Origin of the sequence: Laspinema sp. D2d (assembly GCF_025370755.1) — a bacterium.
In the GTDB taxonomy this organism is placed as follows: domain Bacteria; phylum Cyanobacteriota; class Cyanobacteriia; order Cyanobacteriales; family Laspinemataceae; genus Laspinema.
In genome coordinates, this window is the sequence record NZ_JAMXFC010000005.1 from 19,381 (window position 1) to 42,628 (window position 23,248).

The 23,248-nt window shown below is 47.9% G+C and carries 12 protein-coding genes; 5 read left to right on the forward strand and 7 right to left on the reverse strand.

The genetic code is table 11. The annotated features are described in order from the left end of the window. Positions 1-400: 400 nt before the first annotated feature. The 6 genes from NG796_RS04760 to pckA all read right to left on the reverse strand — a co-directional run bounded on the left by NG796_RS04760 (position 401) and on the right by pckA (position 13,630). Positions 401-1,651, reverse strand: coding sequence for a response regulator (locus NG796_RS04760; protein ID WP_261204769.1), 1,251 nt, complete (start codon positions 1,649-1,651; stop codon positions 401-403). A 42-nt stretch (positions 1,652-1,693) separates the two neighbouring features. After that, positions 1,694-3,838 (reverse strand): CHASE2 domain-containing protein, encoded by a 2,145-nt coding sequence (locus tag NG796_RS04765; protein WP_261204770.1) that lies wholly within the window; start codon positions 3,836-3,838, stop codon positions 1,694-1,696. 120 nt (positions 3,839-3,958) lie between these two features. Then, positions 3,959-8,716, reverse strand: a complete 4,758-nt coding sequence (locus NG796_RS04770) for a CHAT domain-containing protein (protein ID WP_261204771.1) — start codon at positions 8,714-8,716, stop codon at positions 3,959-3,961. Between the two features lie 4 nt (positions 8,717-8,720). Continuing rightward, positions 8,721-9,515 carry a DUF928 domain-containing protein gene (locus tag NG796_RS04775; RefSeq protein ID WP_261204772.1) on the reverse strand — a complete coding sequence of 265 codons (795 nt, stop codon included), beginning with the start codon at positions 9,513-9,515 and terminating at the stop codon, positions 8,721-8,723. A gap of 1,028 nt (positions 9,516-10,543) precedes the next feature. Then, positions 10,544-11,569, reverse strand: a complete 1,026-nt coding sequence (gap, locus tag NG796_RS04780) for a type I glyceraldehyde-3-phosphate dehydrogenase (RefSeq protein ID WP_261204773.1) — start codon at positions 11,567-11,569, stop codon at positions 10,544-10,546. A gap of 303 nt (positions 11,570-11,872) precedes the next feature. Continuing rightward, positions 11,873-13,630: a phosphoenolpyruvate carboxykinase (ATP) gene (gene pckA / locus NG796_RS04785; protein WP_261204774.1), complete on the reverse strand. Its 1,758-nt coding sequence runs from the start codon at positions 13,628-13,630 to the stop codon at positions 11,873-11,875. 1,080 nt (positions 13,631-14,710) lie between these two features. Between pckA and NG796_RS04790 the strand changes: the two genes are divergently transcribed. From NG796_RS04790 to NG796_RS04805, 4 genes are all read left to right on the forward strand, one after another. Then, entirely contained in the window at positions 14,711-14,839 is a 129-nt protein-coding gene (locus NG796_RS04790) for a hypothetical protein (protein ID WP_261204775.1), read from the forward strand. Positions 14,840-15,250: 411 nt separating this feature from the next. Then, positions 15,251-17,479, forward strand: a complete 2,229-nt coding sequence (gene pflB / locus NG796_RS04795) for a formate C-acetyltransferase (protein WP_411268790.1) — start codon at positions 15,251-15,253, stop codon at positions 17,477-17,479. 99 nt (positions 17,480-17,578) lie between these two features. Continuing rightward, positions 17,579-18,361 carry a pyruvate formate-lyase-activating protein gene (gene pflA, locus NG796_RS04800; RefSeq protein WP_261204777.1) on the forward strand — a complete coding sequence of 261 codons (783 nt, stop codon included), beginning with the start codon at positions 17,579-17,581 and terminating at the stop codon, positions 18,359-18,361. 389 nt (positions 18,362-18,750) lie between these two features. Continuing rightward, the gene (locus tag NG796_RS04805; RefSeq protein WP_261204778.1) at positions 18,751-21,510 is read left to right on the forward strand and encodes a bifunctional acetate--CoA ligase family protein/GNAT family N-acetyltransferase; all 2,760 of its coding nucleotides are present in this window, start codon (positions 18,751-18,753) and stop codon (positions 21,508-21,510) included. Positions 21,511-21,553: 43 nt separating this feature from the next. Here the strand turns inward: NG796_RS04805 and NG796_RS04810 are convergent, their stop codons facing one another. Continuing rightward, positions 21,554-21,724: a type II toxin-antitoxin system VapC family toxin gene (locus tag NG796_RS04810; RefSeq protein ID WP_261204779.1), complete on the reverse strand. Its 171-nt coding sequence runs from the start codon at positions 21,722-21,724 to the stop codon at positions 21,554-21,556. A gap of 524 nt (positions 21,725-22,248) precedes the next feature. Here NG796_RS04810 and argF point away from each other — a divergent pair. After that, positions 22,249-23,169, forward strand: a complete 921-nt coding sequence (argF, locus tag NG796_RS04815; RefSeq protein WP_261204780.1) for an ornithine carbamoyltransferase — start codon at positions 22,249-22,251, stop codon at positions 23,167-23,169. The last annotated feature ends 79 nt before the right edge of the window (positions 23,170-23,248 follow it).

Here is a 23,248-nt window from a genome sequence, read left to right on the forward strand (position 1 = left end):
CCTGAAAACGTTTAAGTGACTGACTTCACGACTCAAGGTCATAACAATATAATACCGCCCCTTTTAAATAAATTTATTTTATAGCTAAATAATCCGCCAACCTATTAAAGTAATCTAAAAACAACAAGTTGGCTCTGTTTATGCTTCCTCTTACCAGAAAGTTAGCTCTGTTCAATATTTTCGGCTCATGAATGCTCGGGTTTTTGTGTAGAGGTTTTCTTTTTATTTAGGATTAATAAATCTAGCATAATCCCAACTAAAGTCTGTGATTTCAATCACAAATGGTATCTACTAATTGCTACAGATGTTGTGAAAAAACCCGGGTTCTCACCCATACGGGAGAGGAGACAAGGGAATTCCTTGTCTCTACAATTCAAGAGGGGAGGGACCGGGAAGCGGGCTATTTCATCGCCAGTTCAATAATAAATTCTGCTCCTTGTCCTGGGGCACTCACACAGCGTAATTTTCCTCCATGATTGTCGGCGATAATTTGATGACTGATATATAATCCTAGGCCGGTGCCAGTACCGACGGGTTTGGTAGTATATAAGTATTCAAAAACTCGGGCCATTACTTCCTCACTCATACCGGGACCGTTATCAGCAATTGAAATCGCCACGCGATCGCCCTCAATTGGGTAAGTGCGAATGGTGATGATATTCGGCTGGTTCTTCATCATTTCTGCCCAATCCCGTCCAACGCTGGCCTCATCTAGGGCATCAATAGCATTGGCAATTAAATTCATAAAAACCTGATTCAGTTGTCCCGGATAGCAAATTACGGGAGACAATTCTGCATAGTCTTTTTTAACTTCTATAGCCGGTCTAACTTCACTGGATTTTAATCGATGTTTTAAAATTAACAGCGTACTATCGATGCCATCATGAATATTAAACGGAATTTTCGTAGTGGTATCGGATCGAGAAAATGTGCGTAATGAATTACTCAAATAACAGATGCGCTCACTCCCCTCTTTCATAGAAGCAATCACTTCGGGTACATCATTGACAATATAATCTAAGTCAATTTCGTGAATTTTCTCCGCAATATCTTCTCCGGGTTCGGGAAACTTCCCCTGATAGGACTGGATTAGTTCGATCAGTCCATTCATATAATCTTCGGCAATTTCAATATTACTGGCAATAAACCCGACGGGATTATTAATTTCATGGGCAACCCCTGCTACTAACTGACCCAAGGCTGTCATCTTTTCATTTTGGATCATTTGAGTTTGAGCATCCAAGAGTTTTTTGCGGTCTTCTCTGAGTTTTTGGACTTGACTTAAGGCTCTATTTATGGTGATTTCTAAATCTTCAAAATCGATGGGCTTCGTCAGAAAGTCAAACGCCCCTCGATTCATGGCGGTTCTAATATTTTTCATATCGCTGTAGGCGGACACGACCACGGTTTCAATGCTGGCATCAAGTTCGCAGATTTTTTCGAGTAAGGTTAAGCCATTCATTTGGGGCATATTGATATCGGTAATGGTGACCTTAATTTCTGCGTCCGACTGTAACGCTTCCAAGGCTTCTACCCCATTACCTGCAAATACAAATTCATATTGTTCTGACCGAATCTGCTTGCGAAATTGCCTTCTAATTAATTTTTCAAAGGAAGGTTCATCATCTACAAATAAAATTTTGGGTGGCATAGCTTACTCCGATGATAGGGATTAAAGGGTAAATTGAAGGGGTTAAGTCGCGGGGTTGGTTTGGGGTAAGATGATCAGGAATTCGGTATGATCTCCGGGTTGGCTATTGACATCTAGCTGTCCGCCATGCTGTCCAACGATGGTTTCATAGGTTAGAGATAAACCTAAACCCGTGCCTTCTCCCGTGGGTTTGGTGGTAAAAAAGGGATTAAAGATTTTATCCAAGATGTCCTCGGGAATCCCAGGACCATTATCTCGGATCCGGATTTCTACTCCGGGGGACCTCGCTGGTTCGGTAGGGCGATCGCCGGTGGTACGGGTTTTTATGATGAGGGTGGGGCGATATCCATCGGGATCAGCTTGGTATTTCTCATACAGGGCATAACAGGCGTTGTTCACAAGATTCAGAAAAGCACGGCTCATATCCTGGGGTACAATATAGATCTCACTGATTGATTCATCATAATCGGTTTTGATCGCGATCGAAAAATTCGGGTCTTTATTCTGGTAGCTATGGTAGGCTAACTCAATGGACTCACTTAAGATCGAATGCAGATTGACCCGCGATCGCTGACCTCGTTCCGCTTGAGATAGCAGCAGCATTCCCTCTACAATTTTTTCAATTCTTTCGCCATGCTGTTTAATATCTACCACGCTATCTTTTAGGTCAGTCAATGTTTCATTCAAGTATTCTAAATCTAAGTCTTCTAAATTTTCGGGCGGATTATCCAGTTCTTCTATCAGTTCTTCGGTTAAATCCACGGAAATCGAAGCAAAGTTATTCACGAAGTTGAGGGGATTTCTAATTTCATGAGCTATGCCTGCTGCCAGTGATCCCAAAGAAGCCAATTTTTCCTGGGCAATCATTTGTTTTTGAGCCGCTTTTAACTGTTCCAGGGTGAGTTTAAGCTGTTTATTTTTATCTCGTAACTCCACCGTTCGCTGTTCGACTTTCACCTCTAACGTTCGGGAATACTCTTCGATTTGTTTATAGGACAACTGGAGGTTTTCTAACAGGGTATAGCCAATGGTGGCGATCGCCGACCCCATTAATGCTAACAAGGGCGGAACCAGAGGAATCCACCAACTGAACATAAACGCACTATAAACACTCACAAGTAACACAAAACTAGCCAGGGAAATCATAACCCCAGTCCGGGGAAAAGAGATATAAGGTAACCCTTTAATATCTCTCCATTGACAAGTAAATCCAGCCCCCACCACCCCCCATAGAAAAATCCACAGCCATTCTATCCCCTCCGATGCTGTGCGAATAGTCGATTCCCCCTCTAGGGCCGCTGCAATCAGATGACTGGTCAAATTGGCATGAATTTCTATCCCCGCCATCGATTCGGGAATCCCCGATAACGTATTACTATAAGGGGTTAAAGAAAAATCTTTCAGACTAATCGCCGTCGAACCAATTAAAACGATGCGATCGCGCATTAAATCCGGGGGAATTCGATTCTCTAATACATCCATCAAAGAGATGCTTTCAAAACTCCCCGGGGGTCCGCTATAATTTAACAAAATTTGATATCCTTCATCGGAGGCGCGGACGTAACCCCCATCATAAGCACTAAAGGGAGAAAATACCGTCTTGCCTAACTCAATGCCAGTCTCCTCTTTCATCTGGGGAGCAATTCCTTCTCCCTCCAGATAAATCATGGCTAACTTAAAAGCAAAGCTAAAGACGAGTGTTCCCTCTTCATCGCTCAAATATAAAAACCCCCGACGAATTTTATTATCCATATCCCAGGGGAGATCATTTGCACCCACCTGATCGAGGCTATTAAGAATGGGGGAAGGTGCAATTTCGGCTTGCTGTTTATTCCCCACCACTTTGCGAATTCCAATCAAATTTGGGGTGGTTTCAAATACCTTTTTTAATCGTTCAAAACCGGGTTCTACGGGCAGATCCCGATAAATATCTAAGCCGATCACCTTCGGTTCCTGAGCCTTAATTTTCTCTAGTAATTCCGCCATCACCTCATCGGGGATCGGCCAAGTTCCCAAAGTGGTCAAGTCATTTTCATTAATCCCCACAATCAAAATTCGGGGGTCTGGGGGCTGCATAGGCCGCAGTTGAAATAATAAATCCAGGGTTGATAATTCCAGTGCCTGTAACAACCCGCTCATTCTCAGCAAAATCGCCAATCCTGCTACCGTCGGTGCAAGGATTGACACTTTGCGCCATTCCCAAATTTTTCGCTTAACCTTGGCCCACATAGAATTAAGAATTAAGAATTAAGAATTAAGAATTAAGACCGCCGAGAAGTTCAATTCTCAATTCCTAATTCTTAATTACTACCAGGGACTGCCAATCATCGTAAAGCCCGCCCAATAATAGGGATGTCTTAACTCTCGATTCCCGAGGCGTGAAAGCTCCGGCGGGAGTTCTACATTTCCGAACGATCCGACCAAGGCCCCATTTTCTAGATGCACCGTCCCGCCAATCATAGCGATTTGTGCTCTCCTCAATGCCTCTGCCTTAATTGGAGCCGATCGCAAGTTTTGGTAAAACTCGCTCATCAGTCCCAAGGTCCCCGCGTCATTGGCGTACCAAAGACTCGCTACCGCTGATTTAACCCCGGCTTGCACCGCTAATCCAGCAAAGCCAAATTCGGCCTCTAAATCTCCGATCGCCGTGCGACAGGCGGACAGCACTAACAATTCTACGGGCGGATCGTTCCATTTTAACTGCTGCATCCGGTCTAGGTGTAATTTTTCCCCCCATAACTGGAGGTAGGAGTTATCCCGCGCTCCTGAGTTAAATTGGCCGTGGGTCGCGAGGTGAATGATGCCAAACGGTTCTTGTCCGCGCAGTTCTTGCAAGTTATCCAGGGTCACGGCTTCGTTCAGGAAGGCTGCACCGGGCCATAAGTGGTTAACAATGGTATCAAGTTCCACGGGCACTGCGGGTAATGGATATTGGTCAGAAAATTCTGACAATCCCATTGCTAAGACTTCGGTACTTTTCCAGTTGCTATAACGGGCATCGGTTAAATGCAGGCTAGGAATTAAGGTGAGGCTGTATTTTTCGACTAAAAACTGCTCCCCATCATGTAAGGCGGCAATGGGAAGCATCCGCAATCCCGCATCCATACTAAAAATGGTTGTCTCAATTCCCAACCGTTTGAGGTCGGGTTCTAAGGGGGCAATGATCCATTTATAGAGTTGCTGGGCCGGGGCTAAATAACTGGTGGTGCGCCGTTTGGAGACATTGCCAATTTCTCCTTGCAACCGCTCTACTTCCTGGAAAAGAACGGCTTGGTTAGCTTCCGGAACACTTTTGTAAATCGGTTTACCGATGGGGGGAATTAAGACTAAATCTAATTGCTCATTTCGAGAAAAGACATAAATCAGACCGGCATTTTTTCCCGTCAGATTTTCCATGTCCCGAAGCTTATTCTGGATAGCCTCAAAGGATAAATACGGGAGATTAATATTTTGTCCTAAATAGTCCTCAAAGTCCTCACTAAACACGCGATCGCCCATTTCAATCGCCTGTTCTATTTCACCCGAATCTAGCAGGCGATCGACGTCGCTGCGATTGTTCAACTGGAGAATTGCCGGTTGACTCAAAATATCAGAAACTGCCTGTTCATTCCGTTGTTCAAGTCCTGTGGACCCCATAAACCGATCGCCCAGGGAGGGTGTCCAAGGATAGCCTGTTTCAGTCAACGAGGGAACATTAAGAGGCGCGGGTTCTACGGGAACTGGAGTGGCGATCGGCGGTTCAGGTAAGCCCCCTCCACCCTGAGTCTCCGGTCCTACCACCACCGGAATTGGCGCAGGTTCCACCACGGGGGCGGGTTCTGCTACGGGAACTGGAGCCGGTTCTGCTACGGGGGCGGGTTCTGCTACGGGAACTGGGGCGGGTTCTGCTACGGGAACTGGAGCCGGTTCTGCTACGGGAACTGGGGCGGGTTCTGCTACGGGAACTGGGGCGGGTTCTGCCACGGGAACTGGGGCGGGTTCTGCTACGGGAACTGGCTCACTGATATCCGGGTCCGGAGAAGTCGGCTCAGTGGGTTCAGAGGTCGGTGTTTCCGGTGTACTCTCTGCCTCCGGGGGTAATGGCAAAGGGTCGATCTTCGGGGCGGGTTTGATCACCGGGGTGAGAAAGTTGTCCTCCTGATTCGGTGGAGGTGAAAGTGTCACATTTTCAATATTGAAGGCACCGCTGGTACCCGTGGCGATATTTTGGGGGAGATTAACGGTCACTTCCCCTGTATAATTGGAATAATCCAGGCGATCGCTCTCGGCTGCACCATCAATTCGGCCAAACCTTGCCCCATCGAGAAATGCGAAGGTATCACTGGCACTACCGCCTGTCAGGTTTTCAATATTTTCAAACCTCATGCCGTTGGGATAGCCGCTGAGAGTGCCTCGCCCCGGGCCGGTGAGAGTCCAGGTGGTATTCTGGTTCGGACCTGTGAGAGTTTCTCCCCCGGCGATCGTCACCGGCAGATTGAAATCAAATCCATTATATAATGTGATATTCCCGGTACTCTCTGGGTTCCCGATGACAATCGATTCAAACCCATTGGTGAGAGCCTCTAACAAGGCATCCCCCAAGTTCAAGGTGTCATCGGCTAGGGTACTATCCGGCGTGGCGATCGCAATATTTCTATCTGCTGAACCCGGTTCTATGACCAGTCGTCCGCGCCCCGTTGCGGAACTGTTGCCGGTTGCCTCAATCGCATTCGCTCTCACATTGAGATTGTTCGTGTTAATGTTCCCTCGCAAACGCAGGGTTCCCGTGCTGGCATCCAGGGTAATAGTTCCAGGGGTCGCACTAGAATTCGTGGACAGGTCCTGGGTTGTGATATCTCCAGTCTCGGTATTCAAGTCGATTGTCCCCCCCACTCCAGATACCGAAGAGGCATCAATCCTAGAATTTCCGGTTTGGATAATGATATTCCCCTCCCCCCCGGCATTGAGACTAATCTCACCTCCAGTACCCGCTCCCCCGGAGTTGGCAAGGAGCGTGCGGGTCCTAATGTCCCCGGTTTCAGTGGTTAGGGTAATGGTTCCCCCGTCTCCCGAGACGGAAGAGGCATCTAAAGTCGCGTTACCCGTTTGGATGGCGATCGCCCCCGTCCCTCCCGCACTCAGGATAATATCTCCAGCGGTTCCTTCCCCATCCGATTTGGAGATCATCTCTCCTGTGGTAATATCGCCGGTTTCAGTCGTCAGAGTGATAGTACCCCCATCTCCAGATGCGGAAGACGTATCTAAGTTGCCCGGTTGAATTGTAATCGCCCCAGTTCCTCCCGCACTCAGGGTCACATCTCCCCCGGTCCCCGAACCTGTAGACTGGGAAATTAACTCACGCGCTTGAATATTCCCATCGGTACTGGTGAGGGAGATCTTACCCCCATCCGCTTCTGCGGAGGTATCGATAGTAGTAACCGTAATATTCGCTCCAAAAATTTCAATATCTCGCCCTTCAGCGCGGATCTGGCTGGATGGATTCATCAAAAAAGCGCCGGTTCCTTCGTTGTCGGCATCCGCGCGAAATACAATGGGTTCCCCGGGGACAAATTCGAGGGAAACCCCATTGGCAATCTCAATATTATTCGTCGCTTCTAGGATGATATTGCCGCTTTGATTTTGAAGGGTTTCGGCAGAAATTGTAATGGTTTCCTCGGCAAATTCATCAGCTTCACCGGATAAAATATCCGGCAGAAACTCCCCGATATTGAGTGGGTCATCCTCACCATTAGAAATGATAATATTCAAGGGGTCAAGGAGCAGGGTTCCGGAACTGCCGTGAGTGGCACTGACATCAACGATGCCTTCAAAAATGAGGTGTTCTTTGCCTGAAACTTCTACAAATCCCCCATTTTGGGAGAGCGCTAAGGGGTTGGACCCTCCTTGGGCGCTAATGTTGCCATAGAATCCGGTGACGCGATCGCTCCAAACAATAACGCGTCCCCCATTCCCAGTATTTAGGGCATCCACTTGAATGGTCGAATTGGGACTCATTAAAGTGCGATCGGCAGTGGGCAAGCGACCCCCGCCTTGGAAATCGCCACCGAGATAGACTTCGCCGCCGCCATTGCCGCCGGAAGCATCAATTGTCGAGGCGATCGCCCCAATTTTTTCCCCTAAAATCGTGACGGTTCCCCCAGTTTGCACCCCATCAGCAACGGAAATCTCACCGCTGACAAGGGTGGTTCCGGGATCCGGGGACGAGGATAAATTGGAACCCGTCAAGGTAATCGTTCCATCGGGATTCACCACGGCACCTCGGGCGTGTCCCTGAGTGAGATTTCCTTGGGTGAGGAGTTGGGGTAACTGCAGGGGAGAAATTCCCGTCTCGGTGCTTGGGGCGATCGCCTGAAATTCCAGACTCAGCAGCATTCCTTCCTGAGACAAGCGGACGCGATGGGGTCCCGGGACACTAGCGAGGGTAATGTTGCCCCCAGCAGCGGTTAAGGTTCCCGTATTCAGGACTGTTCCCCCCATCAGGGTGATATTTTTCCCAAATCCCACGCTCAAATCTCCGGCATTGACAATACTTCCGGCCTGAGATTGAGTAAAATCAAACTGATTGGGGGACCCGGTGAGGCTGTGATAAGAAGAGGGTCCCAATACATCAAAACTCGCTCCTGAGTTGAATCCGAGCGAGTTTGCAGTCGTGGCAAAAAAAGATCCCGTGAGGTTTAACTGAGCCGTAGGACCGAACAGGATGCCTGCGGGGTTGATTAAGTATAGATTGGAGTGGCTACCGCTGACTTGTAGCAGACCCTGAATCAGGGAAGGGTTCCCCCCGACAACCCGAGTGAAGATATTCTGAATGTCGGGATTCGCCAAAAAGTTAGCCGTTTGACCCGCTTCTAAACCAAAGCGATCAAAACTGTGGAAGAGATTGGAGCCATCACTGGAGGGACTGCCCCCCTGGATATCAAAGCGATCGCCATCATGGGTAACTTGGGTCCCGGTTCCATCACCAGCGGGAAGAATGGATTGGGTCCATCCCACTTCTAGGAAAATGCCCCACCAACAGACTACGGCTAATAGGGTACTTGGGCCCATTACCCATGATGACTTCATGCCATTACTCCTGACTGAGTTGAGTCGCATCTACAAGGGGTTCGGTTGCGAAGTCCCCCAATTCCACAGAATCCAGAAACTGTTGCCAGCGGGCAAACAGGTCTGTATCCTCGGGATTATCCCGACGCATTTGAGCCAGAATGCTTAGAGCATCATGCCAAATCCCTTCACGGGCATAGATTGAAACCCGATTGCTGGGTGTGGTGGCATTTTTGAGTTCTAGGGCGATGGTTTCATCCGGTTCCACGCGTTCGATCCAGCCATCGACGACAATATCTCCGGTGCGATCGCTCGCATCGCAGACCATTTTCAAGTACCAATGATAACTTTTCCCCGGATCTAGGGTGGTTGCATCATTCACAGGTAAACTGTGACTAATAATCCCCCCTTGGGGAATCTGGATTTTGGCTTGATAAACCAAATTCTCCTCATTTTCCCCCTCAACCAATTCAAACTCTAAGGTTTGGGGGCCTGAAGTGGGCACATACCAGTATAAAGTCGGATTTGCAGCCAAGGTCAAGGGCATCGCATCTCCTGGAGTTAACGCTGTCAAAGGTTTTTGACCCGCTTGATAGGTTCCACAGCCTCTAGTGCCGCCTTCAGCAGTCCGTTGCGGAGCACCGCGATCGGGTGGGGTGAACGATTGACTCAGTAACCAAGGACCCGCAGGGGTTCGAGAGAGGGAATCGGGTTCAGTTTGGGCCTTCGCCTGCAAATTGAGGCCCGGACTCATCACCATTCCCAAGCATAACGCCACTGAAAATGTGGTAACTTGTTTTAACGATTTGTTCCAAAGCATAATACGGAAGCTCCCTTCATCTAATCAAATAATCGCGATCGCCCCTAACACCGACTTCCCCTGGGGGAAGATTGTCACGCCTGCTTTAATACGGGTAATAAAACCTACCCTTTCTGTTATGCCAATAATTATTGGTATCGTCAATACGCAATTTAGAATTTACAACTCAAGATAGAGGTAGAGTCTGTCCTTTTACCCTAACTCTAGTGTAGATCTCCTCCTTAAAGGGGTGTAAATTCTTAGACAAACCCTATTGGACTCGGTTCCAGTTTGAAGTTTTGACAAAACTTTCAATCCAGTGGCGGAAAACTTCATCAAGTCAGGGCCAATTGGCTCCCCTCATGATCCGGATTAGCGGATCCTGTAAAAATAGAGGGTATCCCTTCCCGTATGAACCCTCCTGCACTCACTTGTGTATCAATAAAGTGACGAATTTTCTAAATCATTTGAGACCCACCCCAGAGACTCCAGGATAATTTCAATCCTATAAATCTCCACTCTCATTCTAACTCTTAGAATCGACTACTGGCTTCAGTATTTTTACGGATTTAGGCCCTTTTGGGGTGGAGGTTTCAGTTAAAAACCTAACCCCATCAATTCCCTCACGGTTTAATTCTAAAAAACATTAAAACTTTAATAAATTTTGATAAAAATATGTTAAAATATGCCGAGGAAAGTAGTCCCTGCTGAACCCCAACACCACAGCTAACCCCGTGGGGTTCTACCTGAAACCTTGCCTGGTTACACCGATTCACTTAACAATACCTTCGCAAAAAAAGGAAGCAATAATGTAGTATAATTGTAGTAAATTATTACTACATTTGCTCTCGCCCTGAATTTCAAGAGTCTCACCAATTGGGGGGACGGCGAAGACTGAACTTTTGGCACAATTTTCTCCAGCCGATGGGCGTTTTTAAGGGGAGAGAAAGGGGCATCAATTCATTATTTTGGAAGCAGTGGATTAAAAAAGGGCGATCGGTTGCGATCGCCCTTTTTTAATCCACCCCCAAAATTAACCGGCTATAGACCTAGAGAATGCCGTCTTTTTTTGCCATAGACAACATGAGATCCACAACGCGGCAGGAATAACCCCATTCGTTGTCATACCAAGAGACAATCTTAAAGAAATTCGAGTTCAGTTCCATTCCGGCACCCGCATCAAAAATGCTCGAATGAGAATCCCCGACAAAATCCGTGGAAACCACCTCATCCTCGGTGTAACCCAAAATCCCTTTGAGTTCGCCCTCAGATGCCGCCTTCATCGCCGCGCAAATTTCCTTATAGCTGGTTGCCTTAGTCGTCCGGAAGGTCAAATCTACTACAGACACATCCGGAGTCGGAACCCGGAATGCCATCCCCGTCAGTTTACCTTTCAACTCCGGTAATACCAAAGTCACCGCTTTCGCTGCACCCGTAGCAGCGGGAATAATATTCTGGGCAGCCCCCCTGCCACCGCGCCAGTCTTTTTTACTGGGTCCATCCACCGTGGGTTGAGTCGCCGTCATGGCGTGCACCGTCGTCATCAATCCTTCACTGAAGCCAAAATTGTCATTAATCACCTTGGCAACTGGGGCCAGACAGTTCGTGGTGCAACTGGCATTAGAAACCACGGTATCTTTCGCCGGGTCAAACGTCTCATGGTTAACCCCAACCAGGAAAGTCCGTACTTGGTCCGGGTCCTTCGTCGGGGCCGAAATCACGACGCGCTTGGCACCCCCTTTAATGTGTTTGGTAGCCCCTTCTAGGGTGGTAAACAGTCCCGTAGACTCGACAATGTAATCGGCACCGACTTTACCCCAGGGCAGTTCCGTTGGGTCTTTAATGGCGGTACAGGGGATAAACTTGCCATCAATCTCAATTCCCTCGGAAGTCGCTTTTACCGTCCCCGGAAATTTCCCTTGGGTTGAGTCATGTTTGAATAAATAGGCCAGGTTATCCGAAGGAACCAAGTCATTAATCCCCACAAATTCAAGATTGGGATTGTTAATTCCAGCCCGCAGGACGAGACGTCCAATTCGTCCAAATCCATTAATCCCAACTTTTAAAGTTCCCATGAACTACATTCCTCTGTAAACAAACAACTTGTACTTTAGCAGCAATCTCCCCGGGTTCGTGTTATTCCAGCGACATATCGTCAAGCTTTTAAGACTTTTGAGAGAGATTGTATTTCTTTAGAAAGAATTTAGAAATCGAGCAGATCCCCAGAAAAGTTACCCCGGCCTTAATAGGAAACGTGAGGACTACCCCAGGAGAACTGCGCGAGTCCGTCTGTGAGAAGGTTTACGTTGAGTGAGAGAATCAAGATATCCGGTGCATTCAGGTTGCTAACCGCCTTGATTCTCTACACTCCGGTTTAGTTATTCAAAGCTAGGACCAGCGTCGATAATCTCCTGACTGGCGGTGGTAAAGCGTTTGAAGTTATCCACAAACCGGCGGGCCAGTTCTTTGGCTTGGCGATCGTAAGCCTCTTTATCCGCCCAGGTATTGCGCGGGTCGAGAATCTCACTGGGTACGCCAGAAACGGCTTCGGGAATCAACATTTTGAAGACGGGATGAGGATGACAGGTGACGTGATCCAGTTCGCCACTGAGGGCCGCTGATACCATTGCCCGAGTATATTTAATCTGAATCCGGCTACCAACGCCATAAGGACCGCCTGACCATCCGGTATTGACGAGATATACGGAGGCGGTAGCATTATGTTTCCGCAAACGTTCACCCAGCATTTCTGCATAGACGGTAGCGGATAGAGGCAGGAAGGGTTTTCCAAAACAGGCAGAGAAGGTGGCTTCGGGTTCGGTAATTCCTCGTTCTGTTCCGGCGAGTTTGCTGGTATAGCCGGACATGAAGTAATACATCGCCTGCCGGTTTGTCAGTTTGGCGATCGGAGGCAAGACACCAAAGGCATCCGCTGAGAGGAAAATCACCGCCGTTGGATGTCCGCCGACACTGGGAAGGACTACATTAGGAATATAGTCAATAGGATAGGCAACCCGTGTATTTTCAGTCAAGCGACCATCATCGTAGTCAGGATGACGAGTGACGGGATCAAGAACAACGTTTTCCATCAAGGCACCAAACCGGATGGCATCCCAGATTTGCGGTTCATTTTCTTTGGACAAGGCGATCGTTTTCGCATAACATCCGCCTTCAAAATTAAAGATACCATCTTCTGACCAACCATGTTCATCATCTCCAATCAAACGACGGGTCGGATCTGCCGAAATCGTTGTTTTACCTGTACCGGAGAGTCCGAAAAATAAGGCGGTATTGCCCTTGTCATCCATGTTGGCTGAACAGTGCATCGGCAGGACGTTCCGCTTGGTCATAAAGTAGTTCATCAAGGAGAATACAGATTTTTTGATCTCCCCGGAATATTTAGAACCGCCGATAATGACGAGTTTTTGAGAAAAGTTGACGACGATAAAGGCTTCAGAGTTGATGCCGTTGATTTCCGGGTCGCCTTGTAAACCGGGAACCGCGATTACCGTGAAATCTGCTTGATGGTTGGCGAGTTCTTCCTCTGTCGCCCGAATGAAGAGTTGATGGGCGAATAAATTTTGTGAGGCATATTGGTTGATAATTCTCACGCCAACGCGGTAGTTCGGGTCGCATCCGACATACCCATCAAACAGATATAAGTCTCGACCCTGGACATAAGAAAGGACTTGGCGATAGAGGCGTTTGAAGTTTTGTTCAGAAATGGGAACATTGAGTTTGTTCCAGTGGATTTCGTCCCGGCTGTTCGGTTCATCGACGATAAATTTATCATTAGGAGACCGTCCAGTATATTTGCCGGTATTAATACAAAGTGCGCCATTATCAGCAAGGATGGCTTCCGCCCGGGCTAAGGCGTGTTCGACCAAGGTAGGAACCGCGAGGTTGCGATAGACATGGCCGAGGTTTTTCATCCCTAGGGCTTCTAGTCCGTAGGTTTTGGGGGTTTGGTCATGTTCTAAGGTTAGGGTTTCTTTCATGGTGGTTAGGGCTTCGTTATAAGCCAAGGTATTCTTAATGGTCTTAGAGGCGGCTACGTCTTGATAGGTATTGCGGGTGGACAGGGTTGCTTCTTCCATGTTTTCTTTCGGGGATATGTTGTAGTTTTGACCGCTCATTTGTTGGTCCTCGTTCTTTACAATGCCAATAATTTGTGTTGTAACGATCGCTGCGTTTACGTTGGGCGTTAATCTGGCTACATTAGCAACTATTTGGTTGTGAAACGTTTTAAGTTGTCCGCGTTTAAGAAATCTACCGATTTATTCTGATCCGGATGTTAAGCTGGTGCTTTTTGCCCTAAATAGATTAAGGACTTTAACGGATGTCTTAACACTTTAGTTTGTGGTCTGTTGGCGGGGAGTCTCATCCTGAGAGGATTCCCTTGATGAAAGCGTCTGAACCCTGGGTTTAAGCTCGTTCCCCTTTTCTGGTTCATGGGGACTGGGATGGCGGCAGATCGGACGTTCTACAGTTTAGAAGATTACGAAGTCTGCGGTTGAAGTTGCAGGGGCTTATCTGGAGCTTTCAAGCTTATCATAGGCGAATTAATGCCTTAAAATAATTACAAAATATTACGAAATTTTGGTTTAGGTTATGCCCTCGCTTCCCTGATAACCTTGGAAAGGTTATCAGCTTTTTTAGAGAATAGCTAAAGGGCAATCTCCATCAGCTATGTAGCCACTATTGGGCTGAAAAGTTTGCAATTATTGTCACGCCCGGTCTTGATTAAATAACAAGGATTAATAACATTTGTTACATAAGTTTATCAAAAATCTCGTATAGGGCAAGTTTTTTTGCTAAACTTAGCAAATGTGTTTTTTTAGGGAAACAAAGAGTCACCCTAGAAGAGAGAGTATATTCAGGCGGGAAGGTTACGGGGGGATAGGCTTACAGCGAGAAGTAACCCGGGCCGATCGCCTCACACTCCCCATTGTTAAGATCAGATAGAGAACCCGGGAAGGTTAGTTCAGGATAGAATGGAGTGGGGAATACTACAGAGCCATTAGTATAGAGTTCAGTATAGGATTTAAGATAGATGGAGGGTAAAGGACGAGAGTTGTACCCCACCCTTGTGGTAGAGTCGGAACCGCACGGGATGTTAGTGGCCCTTGGTCAGATACCCAAAGTTGAACTGCACCTGGATTTAGAAGGTGCGGCTCGATAGAGTACCCTAATTAGTCTGCGATCGCCAGGTATCCTTGGACTACCTAGCCTGGGGGACACGCAATACTTTTGAAGTGGCGATCGCAGATGACGCGGTGCGATCGCCATTTTTCACTGAACTACAAACCGGGCAGCAAACCCACGGCCACAGCTTATACTTTTAGGGTGAAAACTTTAAATTATTGATCGTTCATTATAGCGGAACCTTAAAAAAAATGCAAGAGTCAATTCCCCTTAATTTTGCCATCCCTCCCCCCTCTAAATGTTAAACAATTTCAAAGAAAATCTAGGATATTTCAACAGGACCTTGACAATTTCGACCGCCTAGGCAGTGGCTGTGAACTCCCCACTCACCGCAACCATTACAGCCCCTCCAGACTGCCTCCAACTCCAGGGACTTTCTTTATTTTTTATAAAAAAAAGAATAAACTGAAAAGTAGATTGAATTGTGCGCTATATTAAAAGAGTGGATAGAGAACAAGCAAAACGGTTTACCGATTAGAGGTAAGAAGACTATGGTTTCCACTTCAGTAAAATCTCCCCAAGCGACAGAATTACCGGGCAAACAAAATGCCATTAGCGAGGAATGGCAAGGCTTCGTAACCGGCAAATGGGCTAAAGAAATAGACGTCCGGGATTTCATTCAAAAAAATTACAAACCGTATTCGGGAGATGAAACTTTCTTAGCAGAGGCTACAGAACGCACTACAACGCTCTGGAAGAAAGTCACCGAACTCATGAAAGAAGAACGCCTCAAGGGTGTATTAGATGCGGAAACGAAGATTCCGGCATCGATTACCGCCTATGGTCCGGGCTACATTGATCGCGACCTTGAACGGATTGTCGGACTGCAAACTGATAAACCACTTAAACGGGCGATCATGCCTTACGGAGGGATTCGCATCGTTAAAGCCGGGTTAGAAGCCTACGGGTATAAACTGGACCCGGAAACGGAAAAAATCTTCACCCAGTATCGTAAAACCCATAATGACGGCGTATTTGATGGCTATACCCGAGAAATGCGGGCGGCGCGACATTCGGGGATCATCACTGGATTGCCCGATGCTTATGGACGGGGCCGAATTATTGGGGACTATCGCCGCGTCGCACTTTATGGCGTCAACCGTCTGATTGCGGACAAAAAACATCAGCTAGAATCTTTGGAGTTTGATGCGATCGATGAACCCGTGATTCAACTGCGCGAAGAAGTCTCCGAGCAAATTCGCGCTTTGCAGGAACTCAAAGACATGGCTGCCGGTTATGGATTTGACCTGGGACGACCCGCGAACACCGCCCAAGAAGCTGTCCAATGGACTTATTTAGCCTATCTTGCCGCCGTCAAAGAACAGAATGGTGCAGCAATGTCCTTGGGACGGGTCTCGACTTTCTTGGATATCTATTTTGAGCGTGACTTGAAAAAGGGTACTCTCACTGAAACGGATGCCCAAGAAATCATTGATGATTTCGTCATGAAACTGCGGATGGTGCGCTTCTTGCGGACTCCGGATTACAATCAACTGTTTTCCGGCGACCCCACTTGGGTGACGGAATGTATCGGGGGAATGAGTGAAGATGGACGTCCGTTGGTGACCCGCACCAGCTTCCGCTTCCTGCATACCTTATATAACCTGGGTGCGGCCCCAGAACCGAATTTAACGATTCTCTGGTCCGAACGGTTGCCGGAAAACTTCAAACGCTATTGTGCGAAAGTTTCTATCGATACCTGTTCCACTCAGTATGAAAATGATGACTTAATGCGGCCCACTTATGGCGACGATTACGGCATTGCCTGCTGTGTCAGCGCCATGCGAATTGGCAAGCAGATGCAGTTTTTCGGGGCGCGGGCAAACCTTGCAAAAGCCTTACTGTACGCCATTAATGGGGGGAAAGATGAAACCTCCGGCGAACAAATTGGGCCGGAATTTGCCCCAGTGATGGGAGAGGATTTGGATTACGAGGATGTGGTGGCGAAATTCGATCGCTTCTTGGATTGGTTGGCGAAACTGTATGTCAACACCTTGAATGTAATCCATTATATGCATGATAAATATTGCTATGAGCGGATTGAAGCCGCCTTGCACGATCGCGATATTTATCGAACCCTCGCTTGTGGTGTTGCCGGACTTTCGGTGGTGGCAGACTCCCTCTCGGCGATTAAATATGCCAAAGTCAAAGCCATTCGTAATCCTCAAGGTTTAATTGTGGATTACCAGATTGAAGGGGACTATCCCAAGTATGGGAACAACGATGATCGCGTCGATGAAATTGCCGCTGATCTCGTTGAAAACTTCATGAACAAGATCCGCAAGCATAAAACCTATCGGAATGCGGTGCCAACCCAATCGGTTCTTACCATTACCTCCAATGTGGTTTATGGTAAAAAAACCGGGAATACCCCCGATGGACGAAAAGCTGGGGAACCCTTTGCACCGGGTGCGAACCCGATGCATGGACGGGATACCAAAGGAGCGATCGCAGCCTTATCTTCTGTGGCGAAACTGCCCTATGAACACGCCCAAGATGGAATTTCTTACACTTTCTCGATCGTCCCGAAAGCATTAGGAAAAACCGAAGGCGATCGGCTTACCAACCTCGTAGGAATTTTAGATGGGTACTTCCACGATCAAGGTCATCATATTAACATCAACGTCCTTGATCGCGAAACCCTCATGGATGCAATGGATCATCCGGAACAATATCCTCAACTTACCATTCGGGTCTCCGGTTATGCCGTTAACTTCATTAAGTTAACCCGCGAACAGCAGTTAGACGTGATTAACCGTACCTTCCACGAACGCATCTAATCATTTAAAAAACTAGAAAGGTGAGCCTTTAGCTCACCTTTCTAGTTTGGATGATGTCAAGATAAAGATTCAGCGTTCCCTTTATTTTTCGCCTTAACCATGTTAGATAGCACTGCCAATCCCACCGCTACTCCTCCCACCGTTCGAGCCTTTCAAGCCGTCGGTGCCATCCATTCCGTTGAAAGCTGCGGAACTGTCGATGGTCCGGGCATTCGGTTTGTCATTTTCACCCAAGGCTGCCCTCTACGCTGTCTGTACTGCCATAACCCCGATTGCCGACATATCGAAGAAGGGAAAGTCGTCAGCGTGGATGAACTGATCGAAGAGGTGCAAAAATATCGCTCTTATATGCGCTTTTCTGGAGGGGGAGTGACCGTCACTGGGGGCGAACCGTTGATGCAACCAGAATTCGTGCGGGAAATCTTCCGGCGTTGCAAAGAATTAGAGATTCATACGGTGTTGGATACGTCCGGTTATGTCCAATTAAATGCCGCTAAACCCGTGTTGGACTATGTAGATTTAGTGCTGCTGGATATTAAATCCTATAATCGGGCGCTTTATGAAAAAGTGACCCATGTTTCCCTAGAACCTACCCTGAAATTTGCGGAATATCTTAAGGAGATTAATAAACCGGCTTGGATTCGGTTTGTTTTAGTTCCCAACCTTACGGATAACCGGGAGAATGTGGAAGGACTCGCCCAGTTTGTGTCCACCTTAACCAATGTGGAAAAAGTGGAAGTGTTGCCCTTTCATCAAATGGGAGAATATAAGTGGGAACAGCTAGGGTATGAGTATGAGCTGAAAAATACTGAACCGCCCACAGCGGAACAAGTGGAAGCAGTGATGGAAATTTTTAGACGTTATGGGTTGCCGGTGCAATAAAAGGCTGGCAGAGGGAAAATTAAGAGGGGATAATCGGCGATCGCCTGAATATTCAAGGATTCCTGACAAACAGGGGTTTGTCTCACTTGGGAACGTTCCTGAGTTGCTGATATCCGGAGAATTCAAGCGGCGATCGCCCCGGAGAGTATCGCAACCCACTGACAAGCATCGGTGAATTTCGGTAAGGTGGAAAAGACGCGACTCTATACCTGACGCAATTTAGAATGAAGCGAATGCACAATTCTAAAAGTATTGTTACTTTTTCTTAAAATAGCGAACAGGATTGGGTAGGCTAGGGGTAAGTAACTCTAAGCTTTTTTACTCAAAAAGATAGGGTCGCGTCTGAAATAATGTCCATTTAGAAGATTATATTTAAGGAACATCCAGCGATGCAAAAGCCAATCGCAACCAACCCAGACCCAACCCCGGGCACCGTCTCCAAACAAGACGTCCTGCGGTATGAACGTCAAACCCTTGATGCCATTTTTAAACCCAAAAATGTTGCCTTAATCGGTGCAACCGATCGCCTTGGGAGTGTGGGACGAACCATTTTATCCAATTTAATTGCCAGTCCCTTTGGTGGGGCAGTCTTTCCCGTCAATCCCAAGCGGGACAACGTGCTGGGGATCAAAGCCTATCCCAGTATTGCTGCGGTACCCGACCCCGTAGACTTAGCCATCATCGTCACCCCCGCCCCCACAGTACCGGGGATCATTCGCGAATGCGTCGATGTGGGCATTCCTGGCGCGATTATCATCTCCGCCGGATTCAAAGAAATCGGCCCTGCGGGAATCGAACTCGAACGGCAAATCCTCGCCGAAGCCCGTCGCGGTAAAAAAATGCAGATTATCGGACCCAACTGCCTCGGGGTAATGAGTCCCCTCTCCGGACTGAATGCCACCTTTGCCACCAAAATGGCAAAACCGGGGAATGTCGGCTTTATCAGCCAAAGTGGGGCACTCTGTACCGCTATTCTGGATTGGAGTTTGCGGGAAAATGTCGGCTTTAGTGCCTTTATGTCCATTGGTTCCATGCTGGATGTAGGTTGGGGGGATTTAATCTATTACCTCGGTGACGACCCCAACACCCAAAGTATTGTGATTTACATGGAATCGATTGGCAACGCGCGATCGTTCCTCTCTGCGGCAAGGGAAGTGGCCCTGAGCAAACCCATCATTGTCATCAAAGTTGGACATACCGAAGCGGCTGCCAAAGCTGCCGCCTCCCATACCGGCACTTTAACCGGCAGTGACGAAGTGCTTGACGCCGCCTTCCGACGCACCGGCGTCTTGCGCGTCAACAATATCTCCTATGTCTTCTATATGTCCGAGGTCCTCGCCAAACAACCGCGCCCCAAAGGACCGCATTTAACTATCCTCACCAATGCTGGAGGTCCTGGGGTAATTGCCACCGACGCCCTGATTACCGAAGGGGGACAACTCACCGAACTCTCAGCGGAAACCATTTCAGAACTGGATGAATTTTTACCCACCCACTGGAGTCACAGCAACCCGATCGACATCTTAGGGGATGCGGAACCCAGTCGCTATGCTCAAACACTGGAGAAGGCGGCAAAAGACCCGAATAGTGATGGATTGTTGGTCATTTTAACCCCGCAAGCCATGACGGACCCTACGGAAACTGCCAAGCAACTGGAACCCTACGCCAAAATCAAAGATAAACCGATTTTGGCAAGCTGGATGGGCGGGGAAGATGTCCGAGAAGGGGCGAATTTCTTAAATCAAGCGAATATCCCCACCTTTCCTTATCCCGATACAGCAGCGCGGTTGTTTAATTATATGTGGCGCTCTACTTATAACCTCCGTGCTTTATACGAGACGCCGGTCCTTCCCAAAGATGATGACAACAACACCCCCGATCGCGCCTTAGTTGAAAAAATCATTACCCAGGCGCGGCAAGAGGGACGCAACCTGTTGACGGAGTTTGAATCAAAACAGGTATTCGCCGCCTATGGCATTCCCACAGTGGAAACTCACATTGCCACCAATGAAGCTGAAGCAGTCGCATACGCCAATCAAATCGGCTATCCTATCGTTCTCAAATTGTATTCGGAAACAATTACCCATAAAACCGATGTGGGAGGGGTGAAGCTCAATTTAGGCAGTCCTGAAGCCGTGGGAACTGCCTATCGGGCGATCGAAACCTCGGTGACTGAAAAAGCTGGGGCGGAATATTTCCAAGGGGTAACCGTCCAACCGATGATTAAATTAGACGGGTATGAGTTAATCGTCGGCAGCAGTATCGACCCGCAATTTGGTCCGGTGTTACTCTTTGGCACTGGGGGACAATTGGTAGAAGTGTTCAAAGACCGATCGCTAGGTTTACCGCCTTTGAATACCACCCTAGCAAGGCGGATGATGGAACAAACAAAAATATACAAAGCCTTGAAAGGGATTCGGGGACGGGACCCGGTAGATATCGCGGCGATCGAGCAATTGATGGTGAGATTTAGTCAGTTAATTGTCGAACAACCTTGGATTAAAGAGACCGATATTAATCCATTGCTAGTCTCTCCGGAACAGATTATCGCCTTGGATGCCCGGGTAGTCCTGCACGACCCCGATAGCAACCCTGATGAATTACCGCGTCCAGCGATTCGCCCCTATCCCACACAGTATATTACGATGTGGTCGATGAAGAATGGCACGTCGGTGAGAATTCGTCCGATTCGCCCGGAAGATGAGCCGTTGGTGGTTAAGTTTCATGAGTCTTTGAGCGATCGCTCAGTCTATTTCCGGTACTTCCACCTCCTGAAACTCAGTCGCCGAATCTCTCACGAACGGTTAGCGCGGATTTGCTTTATCGATTACGATCGCGAAATGGCACTGGTGGCTGATTACCGAGATCCGGCAACCGGCGAACACCAAATCCTCGGATTCGGTCGTCTGAGCAAGTTGCACGGTTCCAATGAAGGGGAATTTGGATTACTGATTGCCGACCCCTATCAAGGGTTAGGGTTAGGAACAAAACTGTTAGAACAGTTGATTGAAGTGGGACGCAGTGAGAAACTGGTGCGAATTACGGCAGATATTCTCCCAGATAATGGGGCTATGCAGCACCTGTCTCAGAAAGTGGGCTTCCGCTTGAAACGACATGAAGATGTCATTCGCGCTGAAATGGAGTTGTAATCGCGTGGAGTGGGTGCGATCGGGAAACTGAGCGTACCCATTCTCACTCCTCTGGGGCGATCGTCCAATCTTCCCACTGCAACCCCGGGATTTGTTCAAAATCCCGACGGTTGCGGGTGACTAAAATTGTATTGCGGGAGAGGGCGATCGCCCCAATTTTCAAGTCTTGCGTACCGATCCGGATTCGTTGCTGTATCAAATCTTGGTATTGCATCAACGCAGGGCGCTCGAAATCAAGGAAAGCTGAGGGAAATCCTTTACTGTTTCCCGGAGTTTAGTGATTGTGTCTGTTCTCACAAGCTGATATTTTGAATGAAAACGTCTTTACTTTTCTGGGCAACCCAGGTTGAAGAAAAATCAATCAAATTCAAGTAGTAAAAATTACCTGATCTTATTGTTAAACGCCCTTGTTATTTAAGGTTTCTGCCCTCTTCTACGGAAAAGCTCATATTCCTATCTCTATCGAATAGATAAACCAAGCTTCTGAAAAACAAAGCAAATTTCAACTAAACCTTGTCAGATTCTTCCTAAAATTATCAAAAAGTTAGAAGGATCTCTCCTGAAATCATTGGGAATTGTCATCAATTGTCAACCGTCTTGGAGAAAGAGTGGCGATCGCCAGGGCGCGAATCTGGTACTGTTTTAGGACAAGCAATGAGGTGATGGTGCTGGGGAGTCAATGCCTCAGACAACAACCCCAAGCCAAACCCTATAGAGAACAGAACAATCAGGAGAACTATGGCGGCATTAACAGGACGAGATCTACTCAGCGTTGCTGATCTAAGCATTGAAGAACTGCATCAACTGCTGGATCTCGCGACGCAGATGAAAGCCGGAACCCTCACCCCCCGATGTGAAAAAGTGCTGGGGTTGCTGTTTTCCAAAGCCTCAACCCGGACTCGGGTCAGCTTTACCGTGGCAATGTACCAACTGGGGGGCCAAGTGATTGACTTAAATCCCAATGTCACCCAGGTGAGTCGGGGAGAACCTCTACCTGATACAGCAAGGGTTTTAGACCGATATTTGGATGTGGTGGCAATTCGGACCTTTGATCAGGCGGACCTCGAAACCTTTGCCCACTATGCTGAAATGCCGGTGATTAATGCCCTAAGCGATCGCGAACATCCTTGTCAAGCCCTAGCCGATATTATGACCGTTGGTGAATGTTTCGGACAACTCGAAGATGTCACCCTCACCTATCTAGGCGATGGCAATAATGTCGCCCATTCCCTCCTCCTAGCGGGGGCAATGGTAGGGATGAATATCCGCATCGCCACCCCAGCACAATTTGAACCGGCTGCCGAAATTGTCGAACAAGCCAAAAAAATCGCCCAAGGGAAAAGTGAAATCTTAATCACTCATGACCCCATCCAGGCGGTGAAAGGTGCACAAGTGCTTTATACCGACGTTTGGGCAAGTATGGGACAAGAGGAAGAAGCCCGAACCCGTATTCCGCTCTTTCAGCCGTACCAGGTGAATGAGGAACTGTTTAATCATGCTGATGGAAGTGCTATTATTTTGCACTGCTTACCGGCGCATCGCGGGGAAGAAATTACCGATGGGGCGATCGAAGGGACGGCATCCCGAGTTTGGGATCAAGCTGAAAATCGAATGCACGCCCAAAAAGCGCTGTTAGCAAGCGTACTCGGGGCAATTTAGGGGAAAAAAGCCTGACACCCGTCAACGGTGCGGCTATCCGGACTAAGCCCGCCTGGGCGGGCTAAGAAGTAACTGGATT